20 protein-coding genes are annotated in these 22,077 nt (G+C 40.6%); 7 read left to right on the forward strand and 13 right to left on the reverse strand.

Annotated elements, in window-relative coordinates; all coding sequences use genetic code 11:
• Positions 1 to 71: 71 nt before the first annotated feature.
• Positions 72 to 1,988: an MOSC N-terminal beta barrel domain-containing protein gene (locus tag HWV03_RS21140; RefSeq protein WP_211677794.1), complete on the reverse strand. Its 1,917-nt coding sequence runs from the start codon at positions 1,986 to 1,988 to the stop codon at positions 72 to 74.
• A 47-nt stretch (positions 1,989 to 2,035) separates the two neighbouring features.
• Positions 2,036 to 2,680 carry a lysoplasmalogenase gene (locus tag HWV03_RS21145; protein ID WP_211677795.1) on the reverse strand — a complete coding sequence of 215 codons (645 nt, stop codon included), beginning with the start codon at positions 2,678 to 2,680 and terminating at the stop codon, positions 2,036 to 2,038.
• A gap of 195 nt (positions 2,681 to 2,875) precedes the next feature.
• Between HWV03_RS21145 and HWV03_RS21150 the strand changes: the two genes are divergently transcribed.
• On the forward strand, positions 2,876 to 3,022 hold the full coding sequence (locus tag HWV03_RS21150) for a hypothetical protein (RefSeq protein WP_211673348.1): 147 nt from the start codon (positions 2,876 to 2,878) through the stop codon (positions 3,020 to 3,022).
• A 38-nt stretch (positions 3,023 to 3,060) separates the two neighbouring features.
• Here the strand turns inward: HWV03_RS21150 and HWV03_RS21155 are convergent, their stop codons facing one another.
• Positions 3,061 to 4,683 carry a hybrid sensor histidine kinase/response regulator gene (locus HWV03_RS21155; protein WP_211677796.1) on the reverse strand — a complete coding sequence of 541 codons (1,623 nt, stop codon included), beginning with the start codon at positions 4,681 to 4,683 and terminating at the stop codon, positions 3,061 to 3,063.
• A gap of 268 nt (positions 4,684 to 4,951) precedes the next feature.
• Between HWV03_RS21155 and HWV03_RS21160 the strand changes: the two genes are divergently transcribed.
• The 3 genes from HWV03_RS21160 (at position 4,952) to HWV03_RS21170 (ending at position 8,212) form a co-directional block, all read left to right on the forward strand.
• Complete coding sequence (locus tag HWV03_RS21160; RefSeq protein ID WP_211677797.1) at positions 4,952 to 6,334, forward strand: DEAD/DEAH box helicase; 1,383 nt, start codon at positions 4,952 to 4,954, stop codon at positions 6,332 to 6,334.
• Between the two features lie 157 nt (positions 6,335 to 6,491).
• A complete protein-coding gene (locus HWV03_RS21165) occupies positions 6,492 to 7,193 on the forward strand; it encodes a spondin domain-containing protein (protein WP_211677798.1) in 702 nt (233 codons plus the stop codon).
• A gap of 107 nt (positions 7,194 to 7,300) precedes the next feature.
• The gene (locus tag HWV03_RS21170; RefSeq protein WP_211677799.1) at positions 7,301 to 8,212 is read left to right on the forward strand and encodes a DUF808 domain-containing protein; all 912 of its coding nucleotides are present in this window, start codon (positions 7,301 to 7,303) and stop codon (positions 8,210 to 8,212) included.
• A gap of 97 nt (positions 8,213 to 8,309) precedes the next feature.
• Here the strand turns inward: HWV03_RS21170 and HWV03_RS21175 are convergent, their stop codons facing one another.
• The 8 genes from HWV03_RS21175 to HWV03_RS21210 form a co-directional block, all read right to left on the reverse strand.
• Positions 8,310 to 8,846 carry a YaeQ family protein gene (locus tag HWV03_RS21175; protein ID WP_211677800.1) on the reverse strand — a complete coding sequence of 179 codons (537 nt, stop codon included), beginning with the start codon at positions 8,844 to 8,846 and terminating at the stop codon, positions 8,310 to 8,312.
• Between the two features lie 156 nt (positions 8,847 to 9,002).
• Positions 9,003 to 11,519 carry a trimethylamine-N-oxide reductase TorA gene (torA, locus tag HWV03_RS21180; protein ID WP_211677801.1) on the reverse strand — a complete coding sequence of 839 codons (2,517 nt, stop codon included), beginning with the start codon at positions 11,517 to 11,519 and terminating at the stop codon, positions 9,003 to 9,005.
• A gap of 13 nt (positions 11,520 to 11,532) precedes the next feature.
• Positions 11,533 to 12,726, reverse strand: coding sequence for a pentaheme c-type cytochrome TorC (gene torC, locus HWV03_RS21185; RefSeq protein ID WP_211677802.1), 1,194 nt, complete (start codon positions 12,724 to 12,726; stop codon positions 11,533 to 11,535).
• 39 nt (positions 12,727 to 12,765) lie between these two features.
• Positions 12,766 to 12,939: a periplasmic nitrate reductase, NapE protein gene (locus tag HWV03_RS21190; RefSeq protein ID WP_211677803.1), complete on the reverse strand. Its 174-nt coding sequence runs from the start codon at positions 12,937 to 12,939 to the stop codon at positions 12,766 to 12,768.
• A 157-nt stretch (positions 12,940 to 13,096) separates the two neighbouring features.
• Positions 13,097 to 13,675 (reverse strand): protein-methionine-sulfoxide reductase heme-binding subunit MsrQ, encoded by a 579-nt coding sequence (msrQ, locus tag HWV03_RS21195; protein WP_211677804.1) that lies wholly within the window; start codon positions 13,673 to 13,675, stop codon positions 13,097 to 13,099.
• Positions 13,676 to 13,677: 2 nt separating this feature from the next.
• The gene (msrP, locus tag HWV03_RS21200; protein WP_211677805.1) at positions 13,678 to 14,700 is read right to left on the reverse strand and encodes a protein-methionine-sulfoxide reductase catalytic subunit MsrP; all 1,023 of its coding nucleotides are present in this window, start codon (positions 14,698 to 14,700) and stop codon (positions 13,678 to 13,680) included.
• A 147-nt stretch (positions 14,701 to 14,847) separates the two neighbouring features.
• The gene (locus HWV03_RS21205) at positions 14,848 to 16,797 is read right to left on the reverse strand and encodes a DNA topoisomerase III (protein WP_211677806.1); all 1,950 of its coding nucleotides are present in this window, start codon (positions 16,795 to 16,797) and stop codon (positions 14,848 to 14,850) included.
• Between the two features lie 158 nt (positions 16,798 to 16,955).
• Positions 16,956 to 17,426: a hypothetical protein gene (locus HWV03_RS21210; protein WP_211673358.1), complete on the reverse strand. Its 471-nt coding sequence runs from the start codon at positions 17,424 to 17,426 to the stop codon at positions 16,956 to 16,958.
• Between the two features lie 97 nt (positions 17,427 to 17,523).
• On the opposite strand from HWV03_RS21210, the gene HWV03_RS21215 reads away from it, so the two are divergent.
• Positions 17,524 to 18,354 (forward strand): NAD(P)H-binding protein, encoded by an 831-nt coding sequence (locus HWV03_RS21215; protein WP_211677807.1) that lies wholly within the window; start codon positions 17,524 to 17,526, stop codon positions 18,352 to 18,354.
• Here the strand turns inward: HWV03_RS21215 and HWV03_RS21220 are convergent.
• Together HWV03_RS21220 and HWV03_RS21225 are read right to left on the reverse strand one after the other, a co-directional pair.
• Positions 18,335 to 18,700 carry a nitrous oxide-stimulated promoter family protein gene (locus HWV03_RS21220; RefSeq protein ID WP_211677808.1) on the reverse strand — a complete coding sequence of 122 codons (366 nt, stop codon included), beginning with the start codon at positions 18,698 to 18,700 and terminating at the stop codon, positions 18,335 to 18,337. The genes HWV03_RS21215 and HWV03_RS21220 overlap by 20 nt on opposite strands.
• A 213-nt stretch (positions 18,701 to 18,913) precedes the next feature.
• The gene (locus HWV03_RS21225) at positions 18,914 to 20,953 is read right to left on the reverse strand and encodes a protein-disulfide reductase DsbD family protein (RefSeq protein WP_211677809.1); all 2,040 of its coding nucleotides are present in this window, start codon (positions 20,951 to 20,953) and stop codon (positions 18,914 to 18,916) included.
• A gap of 204 nt (positions 20,954 to 21,157) precedes the next feature.
• Here HWV03_RS21225 and HWV03_RS21230 point away from each other — a divergent pair, with 204 nt between their 5' ends.
• Together HWV03_RS21230 and HWV03_RS21235 are read left to right on the forward strand one after the other, a co-directional pair.
• The gene (locus tag HWV03_RS21230) at positions 21,158 to 21,547 is read left to right on the forward strand and encodes a SirB2 family protein (RefSeq protein WP_211677810.1); all 390 of its coding nucleotides are present in this window, start codon (positions 21,158 to 21,160) and stop codon (positions 21,545 to 21,547) included.
• 9 nt (positions 21,548 to 21,556) lie between these two features.
• Complete coding sequence (locus HWV03_RS21235; protein WP_211677811.1) at positions 21,557 to 22,066, forward strand: tellurite resistance protein; 510 nt, start codon at positions 21,557 to 21,559, stop codon at positions 22,064 to 22,066.
• The last annotated feature ends 11 nt before the right edge of the window (positions 22,067 to 22,077 follow it).

The following is a 22,077-nucleotide window of genomic DNA, read 5'->3' on the forward strand; positions in this document are numbered from 1 at the left end:
AATTACAATTTGAGAGTACTCATATTTAAAACGATTATCTAAAACTAAGCACTCCCAATACAACAGCATCATTATGCGCTAATCACGACATCCGTTTGTGGAATGCAGCTACACGCCAATATTTTCTTCGCCTTTTTACCATCATCTGTTAATGCATGGTCAGCGAGTACACGCACTTCTCCCGACTCTAACGTTACACGGCAAACACCACAATAACCTGCACGGCAGTTATAGGGGATGTTCACGCCATTTCTTTCAGCTTGTTCTAATAATGTCGTTTTATTGTCACCTACAAAACTGGTATCCCAACTATCCAATAAGATATTCACTGGTTCACTAGGTGTTTCGGAATGTTTATGATCACCAAAACTTTCTTGAAATTGCTGTTCAGCTGGTACATTCAATGCCGTTAGCGCAGCTGCCATTGTCGTCATAAAGGTTTCGGGGCCACAAACATAGGATGATCGGTCACTAATGTCGCGCACCACATCAGCCAGCATTTGCTGATCAATACGTCCCCTTAACCCAGTCCAATCACTCTGTGTACTTTCAGCTGTCAAGGTTAAGGCTAAACGCATATTGGTATGCTGACGCGTGAGTAATTGCAGCTCATCAAGCGCAATCAAATCTACCGCCGTTTTTGCACTGTAGAAGAAGACGATATCTTTATCACACTCAGTGTCAGCATAATAACGCGCCATTGAGAGCATGGGAGTAATACCACTACCCGCCGACAATAATAATAATTTTGGTGTCGTGGCTGTAAAAGCATGAAACGGCCCACGTGGTGATGACGCCCCTAACCGATCGCCAACCGCTAAATTGTCATTAAGCCAATTTGACGCTTTACCATCTGGGACCCGTTTTACCGTGACAGCTAACAAATCCGGACGGCTTGGTGATGATGATAAGGTATAATTACGCATCACCAGATCATGACCAATCTTTAAATTAAGGGTAATAAATTGACCCGGTTTATAATTCAACAAAGCGGCAGGCTCGACACGAAAACGAAATGTTTTAGTATCAGGCGTTTCATCGATAACTGCTACACAGCAAAGTTGTCGGGTTTCATTTTTATCCCACAAAGTTTTAGCCTGTAGCTCAGTATTATGGTTCACAGCAGCCTTTGGTGCTGACACAATTGGTCTTTGTTTAGGGCGGTTATCAGCATAAAACTTAGGCGTGTGATATTCCAATACTTCAACTCTATCACCAAGCTTAATTTCCGCATCGTTATGACTAACTAGATTTTGGCCAAAATCAATCTTACCATCATTACCTTTGCGGAATAAACTTAACGTCTTAAGCGGCTCTTTGTCTTCAGCAAAGCTTATTTTTCCCGGGCTTAATGTCGTAAAGATACAACGCTCGCAGGGTTTCACTAATTCAAATTCAGCATTACCAATTTTGATCCGTTTCCAACTATCTTCTGCAAATGGTTCACAGCCCGTCACGATGAAGTTAGCTCTAAATTGGCTCATCTCAATTGGTCTCAGTGTGCTGCGATTTAGTTCATCAAGAGAGGCTTGTGAGATTAATAAAATCGGATATCCATCAGCAAAACTTAATTGTTTATCAAAATTAGGAACCTGACGTGAAGAGCTAGTTCCAAAATAAAGTAATTGGCAGTCTATCTGTAAGAACTTACCTAGCCATTGATTAATGTTTTCGCTGCAACGTTGACCTCGAATTATAGTCCCCCAAACCGTTACATCTGTATAATCTTGCTGTAGCTCTTTAAACGTGAAAGCAATCGGTGGCATCTGTGGCGCTGAAAGCATGATACCTTGCGCCACGACTTCAATTTTAATCGTCGTGATTTTAGGCTGAGTCCGCCCCGTAATAAACTGTCCTTGCATGTCACTAATAACAAATCGACGATCATGATCCAAGCCCATTTCACTCACGTGAGAAGAGGTTAAGTTAATTGCTTTTGCTGATTTCAGTGGATAAATAGCAAGTGCTGATAAATTTAGGTTAGCCACGAATTAATTCCCTTACTGTAACGACGTTAACACCTTCAGATAACTGGTCATATAACTGAAAGCGCAATAAAATACTGGGCAAGATAGTAGCTTACAATAATAACCGCATAAGCACTATGGAACTGTTTTTTAAATCGGTCGAGTGCTAATGTCGCATCTGAAAACAAAAACACTATCGCACCAATAAATGCATACATACTGGCCGAGCTATTCAAGCTAAGGTAACGCTCACCACTGACCCAGGCCATTATTACGATGATACTCATATAAACCAATACCGGTGCTTTCATTTCTGCTAGTGACGACCACAATAGGGTTAAGTAGATCATTGCTATAATAGCCAAAGGGAAGATAAGTGACCAAGTATAAGTCAACTCCAGTGCCATCGAAAATGCAATAATGTAAGCAACATGCGCCAACAAGAAACTCAATAATCCCGGTATGAAGCGGTCCTTGGGTAACATAAGGAAAATATCCCCCAAGGTTGAGAGCAATAAACCAAGTAAGATCAGCCAGACATAATCATTAAACCCCGGTGCAAGATACCAACACAAAGCAGCTATAGAAAGTGTGGTCACAGGCTTAAACAGATAAAATAACCACTTTCGGTCTTGGTAGGCACCATATAAATGCAATATCGCGCACGCAGTGATAATAATAGTACTGGTGATAATCGTCGTTGTAAATTCCATTTTGACAGGTCCCATCTCATCGAATAAATACTCGAGTCTGAGTCATATCCACCGTAATGAGCAAGTATTAAAGCGGTATAAATGTGCGTGGGTTAACATTTATAAACATAACGATCTGTAATTTAAGTCTAACGCTAGACAGAAATCCACAAACTGTACTAGTTTATTAGCTCATAAACCTTAGGAGGTATAAGTATGGAACAGCAACAAGCACTACAAAATCATCTGATCGCAATTGAAATGTATATTTGCCATTTAGGTAAAACATTTGAAGAAGCTTGCAACGAACTGAACTTAGATATCACCGATCAGTTAGCACTAAAAAGCATGATAGTTTCATAAGATCAACTTCGTCAGCCTTTAAAAGAGAACCATTTACCCTACTCTTCTAAGCTGACTTTACACTCTTTATTAATCGGCAGGACCACGTCTGTAACGGGTATTTCAAAATCAAGTACGCGTACCGTTTCGTCAATTAAAGCTTGCTTGGATATCGGTTTATTAATATAACCGTCCATTTCTGTATGCTTACAGGTCACTAAATCAAACTTAAATGCATCCTCTATAAGCGCTATAATGGGAGTGTTACAATTATTACTCGTACCCGCACGAATCATCTTGGTCGTTGCAATACCATCTGGACCAGGGATCTGCATATAAATAATATCGAAAGTGTATTTTTGGATCAAATCTAGACCTTCTAAACCTGTATTCCCAGTAAACACCTGCATTTGCAATTGCGTCAGCGCTTGCTGAAAAACAATTTGATTCATTTTATTATCTTCGATCAATAATACTTTTAACCCTGCTAATTTATCTAATGCTAAATCACTACTACCAATAATATGCTGTGTACGTAATTGGTAAGCATGAGGTAACCTTAGATTAATCTTAAATTGTGCACCCTCACCTAATTTACTTTCGACTTGTAAACGACCTTGCATTAAGTTAATCAAACGGGAACAAATCGCTAAACTTAAGCCTCCACTCGGTAAATCATTCGATTTATGATTATAAGGTAGCTGCTCGTTATCAAACAAATGTGCAAGTTTAGTCACTGGAATACCAATGCCTGTATCACTAATCGTAAACACAATATCTGCTACTGCCCCTCCTTCATTTGTATCATCGACCTTGCTGCAATTGACTTTAAGTTCAACAAAGCCTCTATCGGTAAACTTCAACGCATTCGCAACCAAGTTGACCAGCACTTGTTGTAACCGAACCGGGTCACCGATATAAAACCGATGCAGATCGTCACTATAATTCAGGCTAAAGCGTACGCGTAAATTGTTATGCACAAACGGACGTAGCGAGGTGTAAACTTGATCGAGTATTTCTAACAAATCAAAACGAACTTTAGCGAGTTCTAAATTACCCGATTCGATTCTCGAGTAATCAGTCACATCATTCAGTACCATCTGCATATGATTAGCAGAGTGCTTCATTAACTTCAGATATTCTGCGGATTTAATATTTTGTGGCATTTCACAAAGTAACTCAGCGGTACCTAGAATACTATTCATTGGTGTTCGAATATCATTACTTAAACTCTCGACAAATTGCTGCTTGGATTGCGCCAACAGTATTTTATTCACTCGAGGTTCAGTCATTGTCTCTATCTGATCATTCAATAAGTTAACTAATCCATCCAATTCTATATAAGGAGAGCTAAATGCTTCATGATGATTATCTTTATCAGCAATCGCGTCATGGCACTTTTGTTGTAGTTTCGCTAATGGCTTGGAGACTAATTTGTCTAACACCAATTTTGAGAGAACAAGCGAGATTAATAATAGCGGTAATATTGTTAATAAAAGGTTTATTTTTAAAGTAGTAAAGTCATCTATAAATAATGGGTTAACTTGTTGAACAGTCACTTCAATCGCAATAAAAAAAACCGCAATAACCAACGCCAACATCACTAACAATAATGTTCTTATTTTACTGTATAACGAATATTGTAAAATGACTTTACTTGAATCAACCTTGATATCCCGCATACCATACATCCTTCTATTACCTATATAGTAAATTTAGCTAAAATTGTAAAAATTGCTGCAATAACTCATATTTTTCATTAATAACAAATGCACAATACGCTTTTAAAAAGGGATAATGATTTATTTCTGAAGGCATCTTCTGTTTATGCTGTATAATACTCAGTAGTCACTAGAAAATAGGGTTGGAATTTGAGCTGTGCTCCTATATAGTTCTCGCCCCTAAATAATTTCTAGCAATTATTTTAATTCTATTTAAGAGGTAGCTTCTTTGCGCTTTCAAGATTTCGGTATCGACCCACGTTTAATCAGTTCAATCAAGCATTTAGGATTTGAACAAGCAACAGAGGTGCAGGAAGCAGCTATTCCACTTATTTTAGGTGGCTGTGACATCATGGCTACATCGCAAACGGGTAGTGGTAAAACCATTGCTTATGGTCTGCCAATATTACAACGTATGTTAAAGCAGCGTCGTTTTGAGCACCGCGCTGTACGTGCAGTGATCTTAGCGCCAACGCGTGAGCTTGCGATCCAAGTGCATGCAAACATGAAACATTTGGGTATGAGTCTGGATTATCAAATCCAACTGATTATTGGTCGTGAGTCTTTCCAGCACCAAGAAAAGTTATTACGTAAAAATCCAGAAGTCTTAATTGCGACACCAGGTCGTTTGCTTGATCATATTCGTGAAAAATCAATTTCGCTTGAGCACTTAGAATTCTTAGTGCTGGATGAAGCTGATCGTATGTTAGACATGGGTTTCCGTGATGATGTATCTGCAATCTCAAACAGTGCACCGAACGTAAAACGTCAAACGATGCTGTTCTCTGCAACACTAGAGCACGTTGACGTTGCTAATATTTGTAACCAAGTATTACGTGCACCAGAACGTATCGAGATTAACCGTTCAAACGATCAACATGAGAAAATTGAACAGCGTTTATTTTTCTCTGATAATCTGACGCACAAAGAAGAACAATTAGTTCATCTTGCTAAGACCGAAGACTATCGCCAGCTGCTAATTTTCACAGCAACAAAATTAGATACAGAACGTCTCGCAAAACTATTAGTTGATAACGGTATCAATGCCACTTCAATTCACGGTGACATGTTACAAAATCAACGTAAGCGTACGTTAGAAGATTTCCGTCGTGGACGTGTTGAAGTCTTAGTGGCAACAGACGTTGCCGCGCGTGGTCTTGATATTCGTACATTAAGCCATGTTATCAACTTCGATTTACCGATTAACCCTGAAGACTTTATCCACCGTACTGGTCGTACAGGTCGTGCTGGCGCAACAGGTATTGCAATCTCACTCGTAAGCCCGAAAGACTGGACTTCATTTGGCAAGATCCAAAGTTACTTAAAAGTTAAACTGCCTTGCATTATGTTAGAAGGTTTTGAAGCTAAGTTTAAAGGCCTTAAACCAAAACCTGCGAAAAAACGTTTACCAGAAAGTAATAAAGGGCGTCCAACTAAACTCGCGCGTAAAGGTGATAAAAACGCACCGAAACACAAGCAGAATACGGCTCCTAAGCAAGATAAGAAACAAGCTATGCGTGATTCAATGGCAAGCGCCGTGGATGGCGGTTTCGCGCCGATGAAGAGAAAGCCAAGAGCTGAAATCATCGATGATGGTCACGAAGAAGATTAACAATCTGACTGTATTAGCCCGCACAATCTGCGGGCTTTTTATTAGGCAGATTGTATCCATGAAATATATGGATATAAAAGTAATGGTACTGTGATAGAAATGTGACAACCGATAGCTAAGATTTAAATTAACATTTAATTTGAATATCGAGGCTATTATGAAGTTTATCTACATACCACTACTTTTTTTAACCATACTGCTTGCAGGCTGTGATGACCCAAACTCCTCCAGTATAAATAACATCAACCCAAACGATGACGTCGTTTACGAACTTACCTTTAACTCCAACTGGAGTGCAGCTAACTTTCCAACAAATTACCCCGCGACAGCACACTTTTCTGGCTTAATAGGCCTTACCCACAACAACCAAATTAATATTTTCAGACGCTCTGAGTTAGCTAGCCCTGGAGTCATTGTTGTTGCCGAAACGGGAGAAAAAGGCACACTAATAAATGAAATAAATACGCACATCACCAATAACGATGCCGACAAAATCGTCGACGGCGCTGGAATCCCTACAGGTAGCAACTCGGTTTCATTAAGTTTCTCTGCTAACACCAATTATTCTTACTTCTCAATCGTATCTATGCTGGCACCTAGCCCAGACTGGTTTATTGGTATTGATAATTTGCAACTATATGAAAATAATAAATGGAAGAATAATTTAACCCTAAATCTACGCGTATATGATGCAGGCAGCGATAGTGCAGACACTTTTACTGCAGCTAATGCACCTCAAATAAACAAAGATGTTATTACACGCCTTACAACAGATTCGGCAGATACTAACTTTTTCGATGGAGTTCATCGTGACAATGGTACATTTATTGGTACTATTACACTTAAATTAAAACCTTAAGTACGTATTAAGCAGTTAAGTTATCTAGCTATGTATCCAAGGTTATTCACTAAGCAACTGCCAGCTTTTTCGCTGGGAGTTGCTATTTATTAATGAGGACTTTGAATATGGCTGGACTAAGCTTAATTGCCCTACTCGATGATATTGCGTCGGTATTGGATGATGTGGCACTGATGACCAAAGTCGCCGCAAAGAAGACTGCGGGTGTATTAGGTGATGACCTCGCACTCAACGCAGAACAAGTGTCAGGGGTAAGCGCAGATCGAGAGCTACCTGTGGTTTGGAAGGTTGCTAAAGGCTCTTTTAAGAACAAAGCTATCTTAGTACCTGCGGCCCTACTCATAAGCGCTGTAGCACCTTGGTTAATTACCCCATTATTACTTATCGGTGGTTTGTTTTTATGCTTTGAAGGGGCTGAGAAGCTCCATCATGCTAAATCCACATCCGCTCATGAAGATAATAGTGATGATGATGGATTAACGGGACTATCCGTTGAAGAATTTGAAGATAAAAAAGTTAAAGGCGCAATTAGAACGGATTTTATTTTATCTGCCGAAATAATTGTTATTGCCTTAGGTACGGTACAAATACAGTCATTAACAACCCAGCTAATTGTAGTAAGCTTAATTGCCTTAATCATGACAATCGGCGTTTATGGTCTTGTTGCCGCCATCGTAAAAATGGATGATGTCGGCTTGTATCTCGTTAATAACAGCCAAGCAAAAAGTATCAAACACTACCTCGGTAATGGGCTACTGACTTTCGCGCCAAAACTAATGCGTTCGTTAGCAGTGATCGGGACAATTGCAATGTTTCTTGTTGGCGGCAGTATTGTCATTCACAGTATTCCAGGCTCTCACGATGTCATCCACACACTACTGACGATGTTACCTGATGCATTCGCACATAATGCAATTGTAGCGGGAGTAATTCCTGTGATAATTAATGGCTTAATGGGGTTACTGGCAGGTTTTATTGTGTTGATGGTGGTGACGGGTATACAAAAGCTAAGAAACTAACTACATAACTAGCATGAGTAACGATAATGAAGACACCATCATACATCAGTGTCACAGTCGTTACTCATCAGTCAATATTCGTATTAAACGCTAAGGCTTAACACCAAACTTCAGGTTTAATCGCAATACAGCTCTCGCCAGATAACACTTGAATATCTCCATCTTGGATCATCAATTGTAGCTCCATATTACGGCTATATAACTGCGCCATTTGCTCTGCCGTTTCATCATTAATAAACTGAATAGATAAGTTATCTGCGCTGTATTTTATTTTCTTAAACCATAATGCAGCACTGCGATCGCCGTACGTATAAACCGTCGCTTTCTGTGCTTGATTGCTGGCTTTCTTTAGACGTTTGTCCGATGGCTGACCTAAATCAATCCACTGCTCAATCACACCAATATCAGATTTAAACCAGATATCTGGTTCTTCATCTTCGCCTAAACCTTTAGTAAAGCTTAAACGAGCTTCAGCATCAACATTTAGCATCCAAGCAAGTAGGCGTAACATCAGACGGTTATCATTCTCAGATGGATGCTGAGCCAGAGTCAGAGGAATATCATTAAGGTAAACATGATTATCAAGATCAACGATTGATACTTTTGCTTTTAAAATGGTTGCTGTTAAAGCCATGGAAGTCACTAATAAAGGGAATATGACAGGCATGATACACCAGTCTTTAGAGCAAGAAAGCTTAAGGCAAAAAAAAAACCTAATAATCGCAAATTGCTTTCACAACCTGCCAACTATTAGGCTTTATCGAACCGTACTAACTAATGTTTTATAACATTATGAAACCACTTCAATTGGTCCACCGAACGAATTAACTGCCGGCGCTTTACCTTTGAATTTCTCAAACTCAACCTGACATGTATTTGCCGATGTTGCTTGAGCAAGTTCCGAAGAACCGATATCCAATGTTAGGTTATTTGGATCGCCATAAGTACAAAGTGAACCGATGCTTTCATCTTCAGGACCATACCAAGCCCCCTCTTCAATACGAATCACATTCACAGGGTAGTTATCATCAACTACCGCACCCGCTAACAACTGACCACGATCATTGAATACGCGTACGATGTCTCCATCTTTAATGCCACGTTTCTTCGCGTCTGCAGAGTTCATGTAAACTGGCTCACGACCTTGGACTGTGTAAGTAGCACGGAACTTTTCTGATTCACACATTTGTGAATGCAGGCGTTTATTCGGGTGACAAGACTGCATCCATACAGGGAATTCAGCTGATTTTGGACCACCATGTGAACGCTCTGTTTTCTCGAACCACATAGGGTGACCTTTACAGTGCTCATAACCAAAACGTGCAATCTTACGGCTATAAATCTCGATAAAACCAGAAGGCGTACCAAGTGCGTTAACTTCAGGATCTTCACGGAAGTCTGCATGACGAGTCCAGTTTTCACCATCACCAAAGTGGAAGTAACCTTCTTTCCAGAATTCATGGAAATCAGGCATATCCCATTTACCAACATTCGCATCTTTTGATTTGTTATACAGCTTTTCTAACCACTGAACTTCACTCTTACCTTGAGTATACTCTTTACTCTTACCCCAACGTTTCGTTAGTTCAGTAAAGATCTCAAAGTCAGTTTTAGATTGGAATAGCGGGTCAACTAGCTTCTTCATACCCAGTAAACCTTTCGCACGGTATGAACCATAGATATCTAAATCGTTACGTTCGTACTGCGTACAAGCTGGTAACACGATATCAGAAAAACGACACGTTGCAGTCCAGTTATAATCAATCGCGATCACTGTTTCCAGTTTCTGGAATGCCTCTTTCATATTGTTGCGATCTTGATGTCGATGCCAAGGATTACAACCCGTGAATACCATCATTTTTATATCAGGGAAGGTGATTTTTGAACCATTGGCATCAATCACTTTACCTGGATTTTGCAGCGCATCAACGAAGCGTGCTACAGGGATCGTAGAGCTGGTACCTTTGAAATCTTTGCTTTCATGGCGAGGCTTTTGACCTGAATCAGGGTTACGTGGGAATGAACCCGCACCAACTGCCCCAGAAGTAGGTACACCAATAGAGCTGTAGTGATGACCATAGCTAATACCACCGCCAGGTAGGCCGATTTGACCAATCATGGCAGCTAATACCGCGCCCATCCAATATGGTTGTTCACCATGTTGCTGACGTTGGATTGACCAGCCAAATAAGAATTGAGTACGACCGTTAGTAATTAAACGAGCGAAATCACGGATGTCATCAGGCGATACGCCACAAATTTCACTCGCCCACTCAGGCGTTTTCTCAACTTTATCTTCTGTTTCACCCTGCACGTATTTCAAGAATTCTTCAAAACCAAGCGCATAAGTATCTAAGAATTTCTTATCATGTAGATCTTCTTTTACCATAGTATGTGCTACAGCAAGCATGAACGGTACATCGGTATGTGGATTGATGTATCTGTGTTCATTACCTAAGAAGTTTTGCGTTTTGTTCTTAACCGGATCGACACTGATAACACGGATTTTCTTTTCAGCAACTTTAGTTTTTAGCGCTTCCAGATATTCAAAGCTATCATGTGTTTCACAGTTCCAACCTACTTGTAAGTTTTTCACTGGATCCGTTGCCCATAAGATAATCGTTTTACTATTATCTAGGATTAACGGCCATGATGTACCCGGTGCATATACTTCTGTCGAACCAAGTACGTAGGGTAGAATTGTTTGACCAGCACCCGTAGAGTAATCGCCAACATCTTTTACTGATGCACCGTGCATCGCGATTGCACGCGCCATATGGCTACCACAGCTATGTAGTTGACCAGTTGCACGCCAACCGTTAGCACCTGTATGTAGCCCTGATGGGCCATACGTATTCTGAACACGTTCTAATTCTTCATAGAACATATCTAGAGCTTGATCCCAAGTAACACGGATGAAGCGATTATCGCCACGTTGTTTTGTGTTACTTTTCTCCCGGTTCAAGTACCAATCGAGACGAACCATAGGGTAACGAACACGTGATGGACTATAGATAATACCTTCAATGCCTTGCAGCATATCAGTTGGATATTTATCTAATTCAAACGCTTTAACTTCTGTAACTTTACCGCCGTGGATCTTAGCGCGGAACGCCCCCCAGTGCGAACCAGTTAACTTCCATTCAGCACGCTCAGCCATTGTCGCTGCGCTTGCTGTTTTTGGTACTAATAAACTAGGACCAATCACAGCAACAGCTGATGTCGCCATCACACCTTTTAAAAAGGAGCGACGACTGACAGATACATTTTCATTTTTAGACTTTTTGTCTTTATTAAACATAGTCATACTTCTCTTTGAATTAATGAGCATCTTTGCTGTAATCAGATGAATGGTTTTGTAGATACTTCAAGATCACGTCATGTGTGTCGCCATCTAAGTTCACAAAACCTTGCATGCCGGCAAACATACCAACCCAAGTATTTGCATCAAAATGAGCTTCTGCTGGTTGGGTATGACAAACACTACATGTGGTTTGGTAAGCGTCTTTCGCGTAATCCCAAATGTTTTGTAGGCTTTCTTCATAACCTTTTTTATCAACCCATAGTGTGAACGTTACTTGTTCCCAAGGTAGACCAGTTAGATCATCTTCTTTCTTATCACCACGAACGAATAGCGATTCATCTTGTGATGCTTCTTTTGATAATGTTGCTTGCACAATATTTTTAGCAAAATCGAAGTACAGCACGCGACCGTAACCTTTAGCTTTATGCCAAGTCACTAATTCAACTTGCAGGCGGTTGCCAGATTCAGCGATAACTTTAAACTTAGTCGCTGGTGTTAATACGCCCAGATACTCAGGTTCTTTATCATCTTTATAAAGTGGTGTTTGCACCAGAGAGTAGTACTCTTTACCAATTTCAAATGAGTGACCTTCTAGGTCTTTCGCCATTTTACCTAGTTCACTGATTGCAGAGGTATCCATTTCAGGTAGGTGGTGGGCAATACCTTTATGACAATCAACACAAGATTGATCACGCTCAGCCGCTTTACGCATTTGTACTTGCGCACGTTCAGACATTTTGGTGAAATCCATGCTCTTATAGTCATGACAGTTTTTACATTCTAAAGAACCGTTGGCTTTAAATCGAGCCCATTCGTTCTGCGCTAAGTGTAAACGCTTAGATTCGAATTTTTCTTTGGTATTCACCGTACCTAATAACCAACCAAATACGTCTTTACTCGCACGCGCTTTGGCTGCGATTTTGTTTTGCCAGCGATGAGGAACATGGCAATCAGGGCAAGTAGCACGGACACCACTACGGTTTGACCAGTGAACCGTACTTTGGATTTCTTGATAGTTATTTTCTTTCATACTATGACAAGAAATACAAAATGCTTCTTGGTTTGTCGCTTCTAGCGCGGTATTGAAACCACCCCAGAAAATAACGCCCGCAATAAAAGCAGCACAAGTCACAACACCTAAAGAGATATGTTTACTTGGTTTATTAAACACACGCCAAGAGCGAGCGATTATAGAGAATAATTTTTTCATTACTGTAATACCTGGATAATGAGTAATTGATTAATTTGATTAATGCGAAGGTAGGCCAAAAAGGATATGACTCATCCAAATGACAAACCCATAACCAAATACACTAACGGTAGCGAGGATTGGAAATAAGAACACCGTTAAGAAGACAAATAACTTCCATTCGGCCTTCTTCTCGACTTTCTTGACCTCTACATTGCTTGCTTGTTGTTTCATCTCAAATTCCTGCAGCTAGATGATATATAAAATTAGAGTTTAGGACAGTGTAAAGCAAGGTCAAGAACGATTAATTGCAGCAGATCAAGGAAAGGTTACTTTATAAAACAAATAAGTATTTTTTTAGTGCCAAATTGTAACTAAACACAGCGGTGCGCTATTTTCGTCTACTAGATAGCAGGAGTATCACTAAAAAAGCATATATAATGGGTTCTATCCAGCCAGACTTCACCGACAGATAATAATGAACGGGGGTTAAAACTGCAGCTAGGTATATGAAATTATGTAACTTTTGCCAATTACGCTGCATTTTACGACGTACACACATTGGCGAGGTTAATGCTAATAATAGTAAAATAATAAAGGCAACCATGCCAAGCCAAATATACGGTCTTTTTATCAACTCTTGAAGAAATAAACCGAGATCCCAGCCTAAATCGAGCCAAGCAAAAGCAACTAAATGTAACGTTGCATAAAAAAAACAATATAAACCGACCAGACGACGGGTTGAGATCAACAACCCTTCTTTGTAACGCTTTGCCAAAGGTGAAATAGCTAAGGTGGCGAGTAATAAATTTAATGCGCCTTTACCCAAAAAATGGATCACAGCTTGCACTGGATCACCACCCAATGCATCAGCATTAATTGCTAACCCGAGATATACTAATGGCATAATGGCCAGTATATGAATATAAGCCTTTAAATACGGCATACGTTTATAGGTTAGCACTGGCATAATTAAATATACCTCTTCAGATCCATACCTTGGTATAAGCTAGCGACCTCTTCATCATAACCATTGAAAGCTAATGTTTTTATACGTTTAGAAGAAAAAACACTGCCATTTCCAATACGACGTTCAGATGCTTGGCTCCAACGCGGATGATCCACAGCTGGATTAACGTTGGCATAAAACCCATATTCACGAGCAGCAAGACGATTCCACGTAGTTGGTGGTTCTTTTTCTAATAAATGGATTTTAACGATTGATTTAATACCTTTAAAACCATATTTCCACGGCACAACCAAGCGGATTGGCGCACCATTTTGTGGCGCAAGAGTTTTACCAAACGTACCGACAGAAAGTATGGTTAATGGGTGCATCGCTTCATCCATACGTAAACCTTCGACATAGGGCCAATCCAGATTACCACCCAGATAAGAAGATGCTTGCCCCGGCATTTGTTGTGGATCATATAGGGTTTCAAACGCGACATATTTAGCTTTTGATGTTGGATTAGCTTTTTTAATAATTTCAGCTAGCGAAAAACCGATCCACGGAATCACCATTGACCACGCTTCTACACAACGCATGCGATAAATACGCTCTTCCAAATCCGCCACTTTAAATAAATCGTCATACCCTAAAGTGATTTCTTTTTCCACCGCACCAGTGATCGTCAGTGTCCATGGTTCAACCTTAAAGTTCTGGGCATTTTTTTGGGGATCTGTTTTCGCCGTGCCAAACTCATAAAAATTATTATGTGATAGTACTTTTTTCTCAGGCGTCCAGATCTCACCATCGGCGTAATCTTTACTGCCAATGAATTTCAATGGCGATTGCACAAACGCCTGACTGTGGGCTTTTTTCTTACCACTATCAAAAATATCAAAGATGCTTGCTTGTGCTGGACTCGCAGCGGCTAAACCAACACCAGCAAGGCCTAATTGTTTGAGGAATTGTCGACGTTGCTGATAAACAGGTTCCGCAACAACATCATTTTCACTTGCTTGAGATTTTTTTTTACATTTAATAATCATTCCGTTACCTGCTTGGTTAACTTCCCATATACTAATCATGAGCTATTTAAGCAAATTGTTCATCACAGAGTTATCACAATAGCGGCACAATTTGATCTAAATGCAGCACAACCTTATATAAATACGGGAGTAGCTCTCAGTTTTCGATTATGATTTTTTATAAGTCCTTTTTTTGGCTGGTTTTTTCTTAAATCGTCCACCTGCGGGCTTGCCGCTTGAAAGACCACGTAAACCATCCGGTAGTGTTGCTTTAGCCTGCTCAATCATGCCTGCTAGCTGCTGTAATAAACCGCCCATAAAATGCTGGTAGCTGGCTTCTTTTTTACTGATACCATCAAGTACAGATTCCCATTGAGCAGTCATATCCGGTAAGGTCGCCGATTCAGGTAACGCATTAATCAAGCCTTTACCAGCGTCCGTGGATAAAATTAGTTTGTTATTACGTACCAAGAAGTTACGTCTAAATAACAGTTCAATAATCCCCGCACGCGTGGCTTCGGTACCGAGCCCATCTGTGTCTTTTAAGATCTTACGGATCTCACTGTCTTTGACATAACGAGAGATCCCTGTCATCGCCGCAAGTAAAGTGGCATCACTAAAATGTTTCGGTGGCTGAGTTTGTTTTTCAACACACTCAGCGTGTTGGCATAACACCTGTTCACCTTTTTTAATGGTCGGTAATTGCGCGGCCAATTCTTTCTCAGCTTCAGTTTGTTTGGCATTGCTCCCTGCTGATTTCGGAAATAATATTTTCCAGCCTTGATTTAAGGTCATTTTGGCTTTAGCGATGAACAAACCACCCGCAATAGTTATCTCTGCAACCGTGTCCGCATATTCATAAGGTGGATAAAACTGACATAAATATTGCCGTGCGACTAATTCATAAATATTTTTTTCACTGCTGTTAAGACGCTCGACACTGCTGCTTTTTTCGGTCGGGATAATGGCATGGTGGGCCTCAACTTTACTGTCGTTCCAGGCTTTGCTCCGTAAACTTTGATCAGCATTTAAGGCTGCTTGCTGCAATGACCCGCTAGTTTTGGATATTGCGTTGATCACACGACCACGGTGCCCGTAATGTTCCTTGGGTAAATAACGACTGTCTGAACGCGGGTAAGTAATGAGCTTATGCCGTTCGTACAAAGCTTGGCAGGTATCTAATACTTGTTGTGCACTCATACCAAAACGCTTAGCACCATCAATTTGCAGTGAAGATAAATTATATGGCAGTGGCGCGGCTTGCTGTTTATTTTTCTTTTCCAACTTAGTGACTTCGCCCATTTGACCTTGGACGCGGCTGACCACATTTTCAGCCAATTTTTTGACCAGTACCCGACCGTCTTCATCCATATACGGACGACATGCTTCACTCGGTTTCCACTTGGCGGTGAACATCTCTTGCTGCTGGGTTTCTAAATGCACCAGCACTTCATAAAAAGGTTTACTGACAAAGTTAGCGATCTCGATATCACGCCTCACCACTAAACCCAAAATCGGGGTTTGTACGCGCCCGACAGACAACACACCTTGGTAACCGACTTTTTGGCCCTGTAAAGTATAAGCACGGGTCATATTCATGCCATATAACCAATCGGCACGCGAACGCGCTAATGCCGACACAGACAAGGGAATATAATCACTGTTGGCTTGCAAATTATTCAGCGCTTTTTTCACCGCTGCTGGGTTGAGGTCGCTGATCAATAAGCGTTGGGCAGTATTTTTCTTTTTCGCTGGGGTTTTTAGAAATTCAATCACCTCATCCACCAGCAATTGCCCTTCTCTATCAGGATCGCCTGCATGCACAAGACTGGTCGCTTTTTTTACCAAACCTCTTAATACGGTCAGTTGTTTACTGGTATTGGGCTTTTTCTTCAGTTGCCACGTTTCAGGTACGATAGGTAAGTGCTCTAACCGCCACTTTTTAAACGCTTCATCATATGCATCCGGCTCTGCTTGTTCGAGCAAATGACCAATACACCAAGATACGACATCACCGTTACCGACTTCAATATAGCCTTGTTGTTTCTTATGCGGTTTAGGTAACACATCGGCAATAGCACGACCAAGGCTGGGTTTTTCGGCAATATAAAGTTTCATGATGTTAACAATTACGGACTGTATGAATAAACAGTTAATGTAGCTAATTTCGACGTGTAAGTCTATGACTTAAAAATGGGGGGGATAAATGAGAGTAGATTAACGTATTAAACGGAAACTGATACGTTAATCTGTTATCGATAAGCAGCGTGATTAAATTATACGATTGCGCGGCCTAAATATTCGACTAAGGCTTCAGAAAGGTTTAACCATTCATCTTCAGGCACAAATGCGCTTGGATCATCTTCATCATACTCACCAAATTCTTCCCAATACACTTCACGCACAGCACACGCAAATTCATTGTTTAATTCAGCCATTTCTGCAATGCTGCCGAACCAAACAATATGGCGTAAATCGACGGTTAATTCGTTGACGTGCTCGATCCACTCTGCATCAGATTGCGTTTGTTCTTGTAGTACTTCAAAGCGCTCTTTCGCGGCATAAACTAACTCTTCGTCCATTTCGCCAGTATCAGCCAAAATAGCGAGATACTCATCATAAATAAACTCAATGGCTTCTTCACGGCCATTACACCAGTGTAGCTTAGTGCCTCTACTACCTAATACTGATGCATTGTAAGAATCATCAATATGCACGATAGCCCAGCTATCTATAAATCTACTCATGGTTTTCTCTTTAGTTTATGTTACGACAGATTATCAATCGCTATTATAACCAAAAATCGCTACGCTTGTATCTAACTTGATAATACAGGCAACGGATATGAGCACAAATACACAACCGAAAATTGCAATCATAGGCGCGGGCTGGCTAGGTAAGCCACTCGCACGACAGTTATTATCGCAAGACTATCCGCTTATAGTCAGTTGTAGCCATACCGAAAAAGCAGCAAGTTTAGTTTCTCAAGGTATCCCAGCAGTAAGCGCCACCCTTAGCAATGAACCACAAGGTGATTGGAAAAGTTTATTAAGCAATAAAGATATTGCCATTTGTCTGTTACCAGCCAGTAGAGGTAATCATGCAAGCTCACCATTAGTGGTACAAATTAAACAATTGTTAGCACTACTCAAAGAATACCAAGTGGGTAAATTGATCTTTATTAGTTCCACCAGCATATATCAAAAAACAGACCAAGCATTGACCGAAACATCACCCTTAAATCCAAACAGTACTGTGTATGCGGCAGAACAATTAATTCAGCAACAACAAAATATTGATTACACCATTATCCGCTTTGCTGGGCTTATTAGCGAAGATAGGAATCCAACAAAAAGTTTATCGAAAAAGAGTGCCGACGGTCATATCTTTGATGCCGGAGAATCACCTGTAAACCTAATTCATCAACATGATGCGGTTGGGATCATTCATCAAGTGATCAAACAAGAATGTTGGGGAGAAGTATTCAATGCCTGTTGCGATCACCATCCCAGCAGACAAACATTCTATCAACAAGCAGCCAAACAACTGAGTATTACGATTCCAAGCTTTACAACTAAGAACAGCAAACCACATTGCATCATTGCCAACGAGAAGTTAAAGCAACGATTAAACTACCAATTTACACATCAGTCAGCTACAGATTTAGTAATTTAGGTTTTGGCATTTGACTTGGTTTGAGGCTATCAAAACAATATAGAGACATGAGAATAGGGTGACGAAACCAAATACGCAGGCGGCCCCAACGAGAAATAGTCTTTACTTGTTTGGAGACAACAGGGGTATAACATACAGCAGTGCAGGTTACACAGGTGGGCTTTTCTATACCACTTTCACAAAATGCTAGTTTACGCGCGGTCATTTGTTGTAAACGTTCGCACTCACGACATACTTTACCTTGGTAAACATGATGCTGTTTACAATACATAGTTATCATTGCATTTTGCAGGCGCATTTCACGGTTTAAACGTGGCTGCGCTAAAGTTTCAGTAACTGTTTTCATCGTATATCTATTTTATCTGTTCGCCAACTTAACGGTTCAATAAATCCGTTAATCTCTTAGTTCAACAATAAAATGAGTCTTGTATAAATTCAGAAGAGCGCAATTAGAACAGCAAAATAATCGAACTGCAAGACAAAAAACAGGCGTTTAGTGTACATCCGTTTTTTGCCTTGCTCCATTATCACTCAACAATAAGGCAGCAATGAGTCTGAATTACTGTCCAGCCTGTACCAATCCGATAGTGACGACATCTTTCGTTAATAACTCAGGTAATAACTTTCCTTGTGGTAATGCCGGGCCAAACACCTGATTAAATGGGATAGCATAACGGCCATGGCGTTTTAAATACGCTTCAATTTGACTGTCGGGCTTAGTCCAGTCTCCCTTCATCGCTACAACGTTATCCGCATTTAAACGGGCGATAATATCACTACGTTGCAGCACTGCACGTTCATTCACCACACAGGTAATACACCAATCGGCAGTAATATCGATAAACACGGTTTTTCCTTCCGCTACATATTCCGCAATCTTTTCAGGCTCAAATGCCTGCCAGTGTATTTCTGATTCAGACTGGATATCGCTGCGCTGTAATAACTTCACAGACTCAGGCGACCAAATAATGGTATTCGCCAACAGCAGATATATTGCAAATGTCGTGACCAGTGATTTAGGGCCCGGTTTAACGATTAAGAGAATCACCATCGCACAAATAATGACGCTAAAAGTAACCCACAACATCATGCTTAAATGTGCTTGCAGCAGCCAAATTAGCCACACTAATGTCGCGCAAAGTAAGGCTGCTAGAAACTGACGAAAGCGTACCATCCATAGACCCGGCTTTGGCATCACTTTTACGCTATTTGGCCACATCGCGATAAGTAAATATGGCAGTGATAAACCCAAGGCTAAACCACTAAATATCACCATAATCTGCCAGCCTGAGCCAGCTAAGGCAAAGGCAACCGCGGTACCTAAAAAAGGTGCAGAGCAAGGCGTTGCTAATAACACCGCAAAGATACCTTGATAAAAATGCCCCTTATTAGAGCCAGACAGCCTATCCATTAAACTTTGTGGTAACTGCACATCAAATTTATCCAATAAATTTAATGCAAATAACAACAATACCGGGATCATGATCAATAAGAACGCAGCCGATTGGAATTGCACTCCCCAACCAAAACCAATACCGAAATACTTTAAGCCTATGAAAAGTAATGCCAGCAACCAAAACGCCACAAAAATACCAGCGGCGCTTAATAAAAAGTTAACCCGTCGTTGCGCACTCGATTCACTAACCGATTCAACCACACCTAATAATTTAATCGACAAAACCGGTAATACACACGGCATTAAATTAAGAATCAAACCACCAACAACCGCCAGCAGCAACATGTATATCCAACTTGGTAAGGTTTGTTCTATCACGGTGGGTTTAATGGTATCGGTAAATGTAATGCCCCCGTGTGCATTGGTTAACGTCACTTTTAACGCTTGTTGAGGATCTAATCGAGCAGGTGTGCCCGCCATGTCTTCAACCCGTATAATTAAACGTGTGACCCCATCTTGCTGGCTTATTTTAGGCTGACTAAACAGAGTAAAATCTACACCTTCAACAAAACTATCAAGCACTGGCGTTGTTAATCCTGCCACTTCAATTAATAATTGTGATGATGCACTGTCCCAACCGAACTGTTGGATAGAAGCCGACGTGGCACTAATATCTACCGGAACATTAGCGACGTAAGGCTGTAGCTGTGCACTTGAGGCTTTATCAATGCTGCTTGCTGTTGCGGGGAGATTTAATACCAGATTCACTTGTGCACGTATGCACACTTCACGACACACTAACATGGTCGTTTTAGCTTGTAACGCTAAAGCTTTACTGGGATCAATAACGGTAACTTGCAGAGGATAAATCACTTCGTGTTTGTAACCATAAGTCTCAACATCATACACCATCATGCGCTGCGGTACCGGCCATGACCATTCAACATCCGCTAAGTTTTCAGATCCTTGCCAGTCAATACTCGGTGGTGCTCCAGCTAACCCAGGTGAACTCCAATAGGTTTTCCACTCATCATCTAAGGTTATTTTTAAACCCATAGACAATACCGTTGCGCCATTAACGCCATTCGCCGTTGATAGTAACTGCGCAGTCGCCACCTTCGCCGCAGGGTCAAATGCACTAGCACTTTGTTCCGCATAAGCAAAAGAAGAAAGTAAAAGGCAAATTAAAATATAAAATCGCATTCAATAAGTTCCAAATTTTTACATTACACCTATTTTAAGTCAGCTACCTTAAGATAGGAAATTAAAAACGTATGTATTACCTAACCCCACCAGAATTAGATATACTTCTCGCCGAAGACGTCACTAACACGCGTATTAAGGTGGATATTAAATTTATTCCCCTTAATCGATTTAATCACATCACTTTTACAATGGGCAATTAAAATGGATTACGCATTTGTTAAACACATGCATATGGGCATGGCTTACCTTAGTATCACTTTCTTTATCTTTCGTTCAATTTTGTCGGTCACAGAATCTTCATTATTACAAAATAAGGTAATCAAAATATTACCGCACATCATTGATACGCTACTTATCTTGCTAGCGGGTCACTTAATGATGACAATCCAACAATATCCGTTTGCTGATGCTTGGTTAACGGCAAAGTTAATCGGCCTTATCGCTTATATTATCGTGGGTACAATTGCAATAAAACGTGGTAAGACAGCTATCATACGCTTATGGGCAAGTGTGGCTGCGGTAGCCATTTTTGCTTATATTCTGGGTGTTGCAAAAAGTCATGATGTGATGTCGTGGTTAGCGCTCGCTTAAGGGGTTTATATGACCGCATCAGCACTATTACAACAATACAGCACGTTGTTCCAGCCGTCAGGTAAACCCGTATTGGATTTAGCCTGTGGCGCAGGTCGCAATGGTCTGTATCTGCATCAACAACAGATACCCACTATTTTTGCCGATCAAAATCGGACTGCTTTAACCAGTATAGCGGCGGTATCGGGTGTGAGTAGCGAGCAATGCTGGCAAGTTGACTTTGAAAATGGTGAGCATAAATTACCCGCTAATCACTATCAAGGCATTGTCGTATTTCGATATTTACACCGTCCACTCATTGACGCAATCAAGCAAGCAGTATGTTCTGGCGGTATTGTGATCTATGAAACTTTCACTGTCGAGAACAGACAATTTGGTCGACCTAATCGTGATGCATTTCTATTACAGTTGGGAGAATTAAAAGCGATGTTCAGTGACTGGGAATGTTTACATTATTTTGAAGGGATTGAACGCAATCCTGACCGCGCTATTGCACAGATTGTCTGTAAAAAACCATAAAAAAAGCGCCA

The sequence above is a fragment of the Moritella sp. 36 genome (assembly GCF_018219415.1).
GTDB lineage: Bacteria > Pseudomonadota > Gammaproteobacteria > Enterobacterales > Moritellaceae > Moritella.

Excerpts from the sequence above, each read along its gene's own strand:
- HWV03_RS21145 (WP_211677795.1), bottom strand. The coding sequence starts at position 2,680 with ATGGAATTTACAACGACGATTATCACCAGTACTATTATTATCACTGCG.
- HWV03_RS21150 (WP_211673348.1), top strand. The coding sequence starts at position 2,876 with ATGGAACAGCAACAAGCACTACAAAATCATCTGATCGCAATTGAAATG.
- HWV03_RS21155 (WP_211677796.1), bottom strand. The coding sequence starts at position 4,683 with ATGCGGGATATCAAGGTTGATTCAAGTAAAGTCATTTTACAATATTCG.
- HWV03_RS21165 (WP_211677798.1), top strand. The coding sequence starts at position 6,492 with ATGAAGTTTATCTACATACCACTACTTTTTTTAACCATACTGCTTGCA.
- HWV03_RS21170 (WP_211677799.1), top strand. The coding sequence starts at position 7,301 with ATGGCTGGACTAAGCTTAATTGCCCTACTCGATGATATTGCGTCGGTA.
- HWV03_RS21175 (WP_211677800.1), bottom strand. The coding sequence starts at position 8,846 with ATGGCTTTAACAGCAACCATTTTAAAAGCAAAAGTATCAATCGTTGAT.
- torA (WP_211677801.1), bottom strand. The coding sequence starts at position 11,519 with ATGACTATGTTTAATAAAGACAAAAAGTCTAAAAATGAAAATGTATCT.
- torC (WP_211677802.1), bottom strand. The coding sequence starts at position 12,726 with ATGAAAAAATTATTCTCTATAATCGCTCGCTCTTGGCGTGTGTTTAAT.
- HWV03_RS21190 (WP_211677803.1), bottom strand. The coding sequence starts at position 12,939 with ATGAAACAACAAGCAAGCAATGTAGAGGTCAAGAAAGTCGAGAAGAAG.
- msrQ (WP_211677804.1), bottom strand. The coding sequence starts at position 13,675 with ATGCCAGTGCTAACCTATAAACGTATGCCGTATTTAAAGGCTTATATT.
- msrP (WP_211677805.1), bottom strand. The coding sequence starts at position 14,700 with ATGATTATTAAATGTAAAAAAAAATCTCAAGCAAGTGAAAATGATGTT.
- HWV03_RS21205 (WP_211677806.1), bottom strand. The coding sequence starts at position 16,797 with ATGAAACTTTATATTGCCGAAAAACCCAGCCTTGGTCGTGCTATTGCC.
- HWV03_RS21210 (WP_211673358.1), bottom strand. The coding sequence starts at position 17,426 with ATGAGTAGATTTATAGATAGCTGGGCTATCGTGCATATTGATGATTCT.
- HWV03_RS21215 (WP_211677807.1), top strand. The coding sequence starts at position 17,524 with ATGAGCACAAATACACAACCGAAAATTGCAATCATAGGCGCGGGCTGG.
- HWV03_RS21220 (WP_211677808.1), bottom strand. The coding sequence starts at position 18,700 with ATGAAAACAGTTACTGAAACTTTAGCGCAGCCACGTTTAAACCGTGAA.
- HWV03_RS21225 (WP_211677809.1), bottom strand. The coding sequence starts at position 20,953 with ATGCGATTTTATATTTTAATTTGCCTTTTACTTTCTTCTTTTGCTTAT.
- HWV03_RS21230 (WP_211677810.1), top strand. The coding sequence starts at position 21,158 with ATGGATTACGCATTTGTTAAACACATGCATATGGGCATGGCTTACCTT.
- HWV03_RS21235 (WP_211677811.1), top strand. The coding sequence starts at position 21,557 with ATGACCGCATCAGCACTATTACAACAATACAGCACGTTGTTCCAGCCG.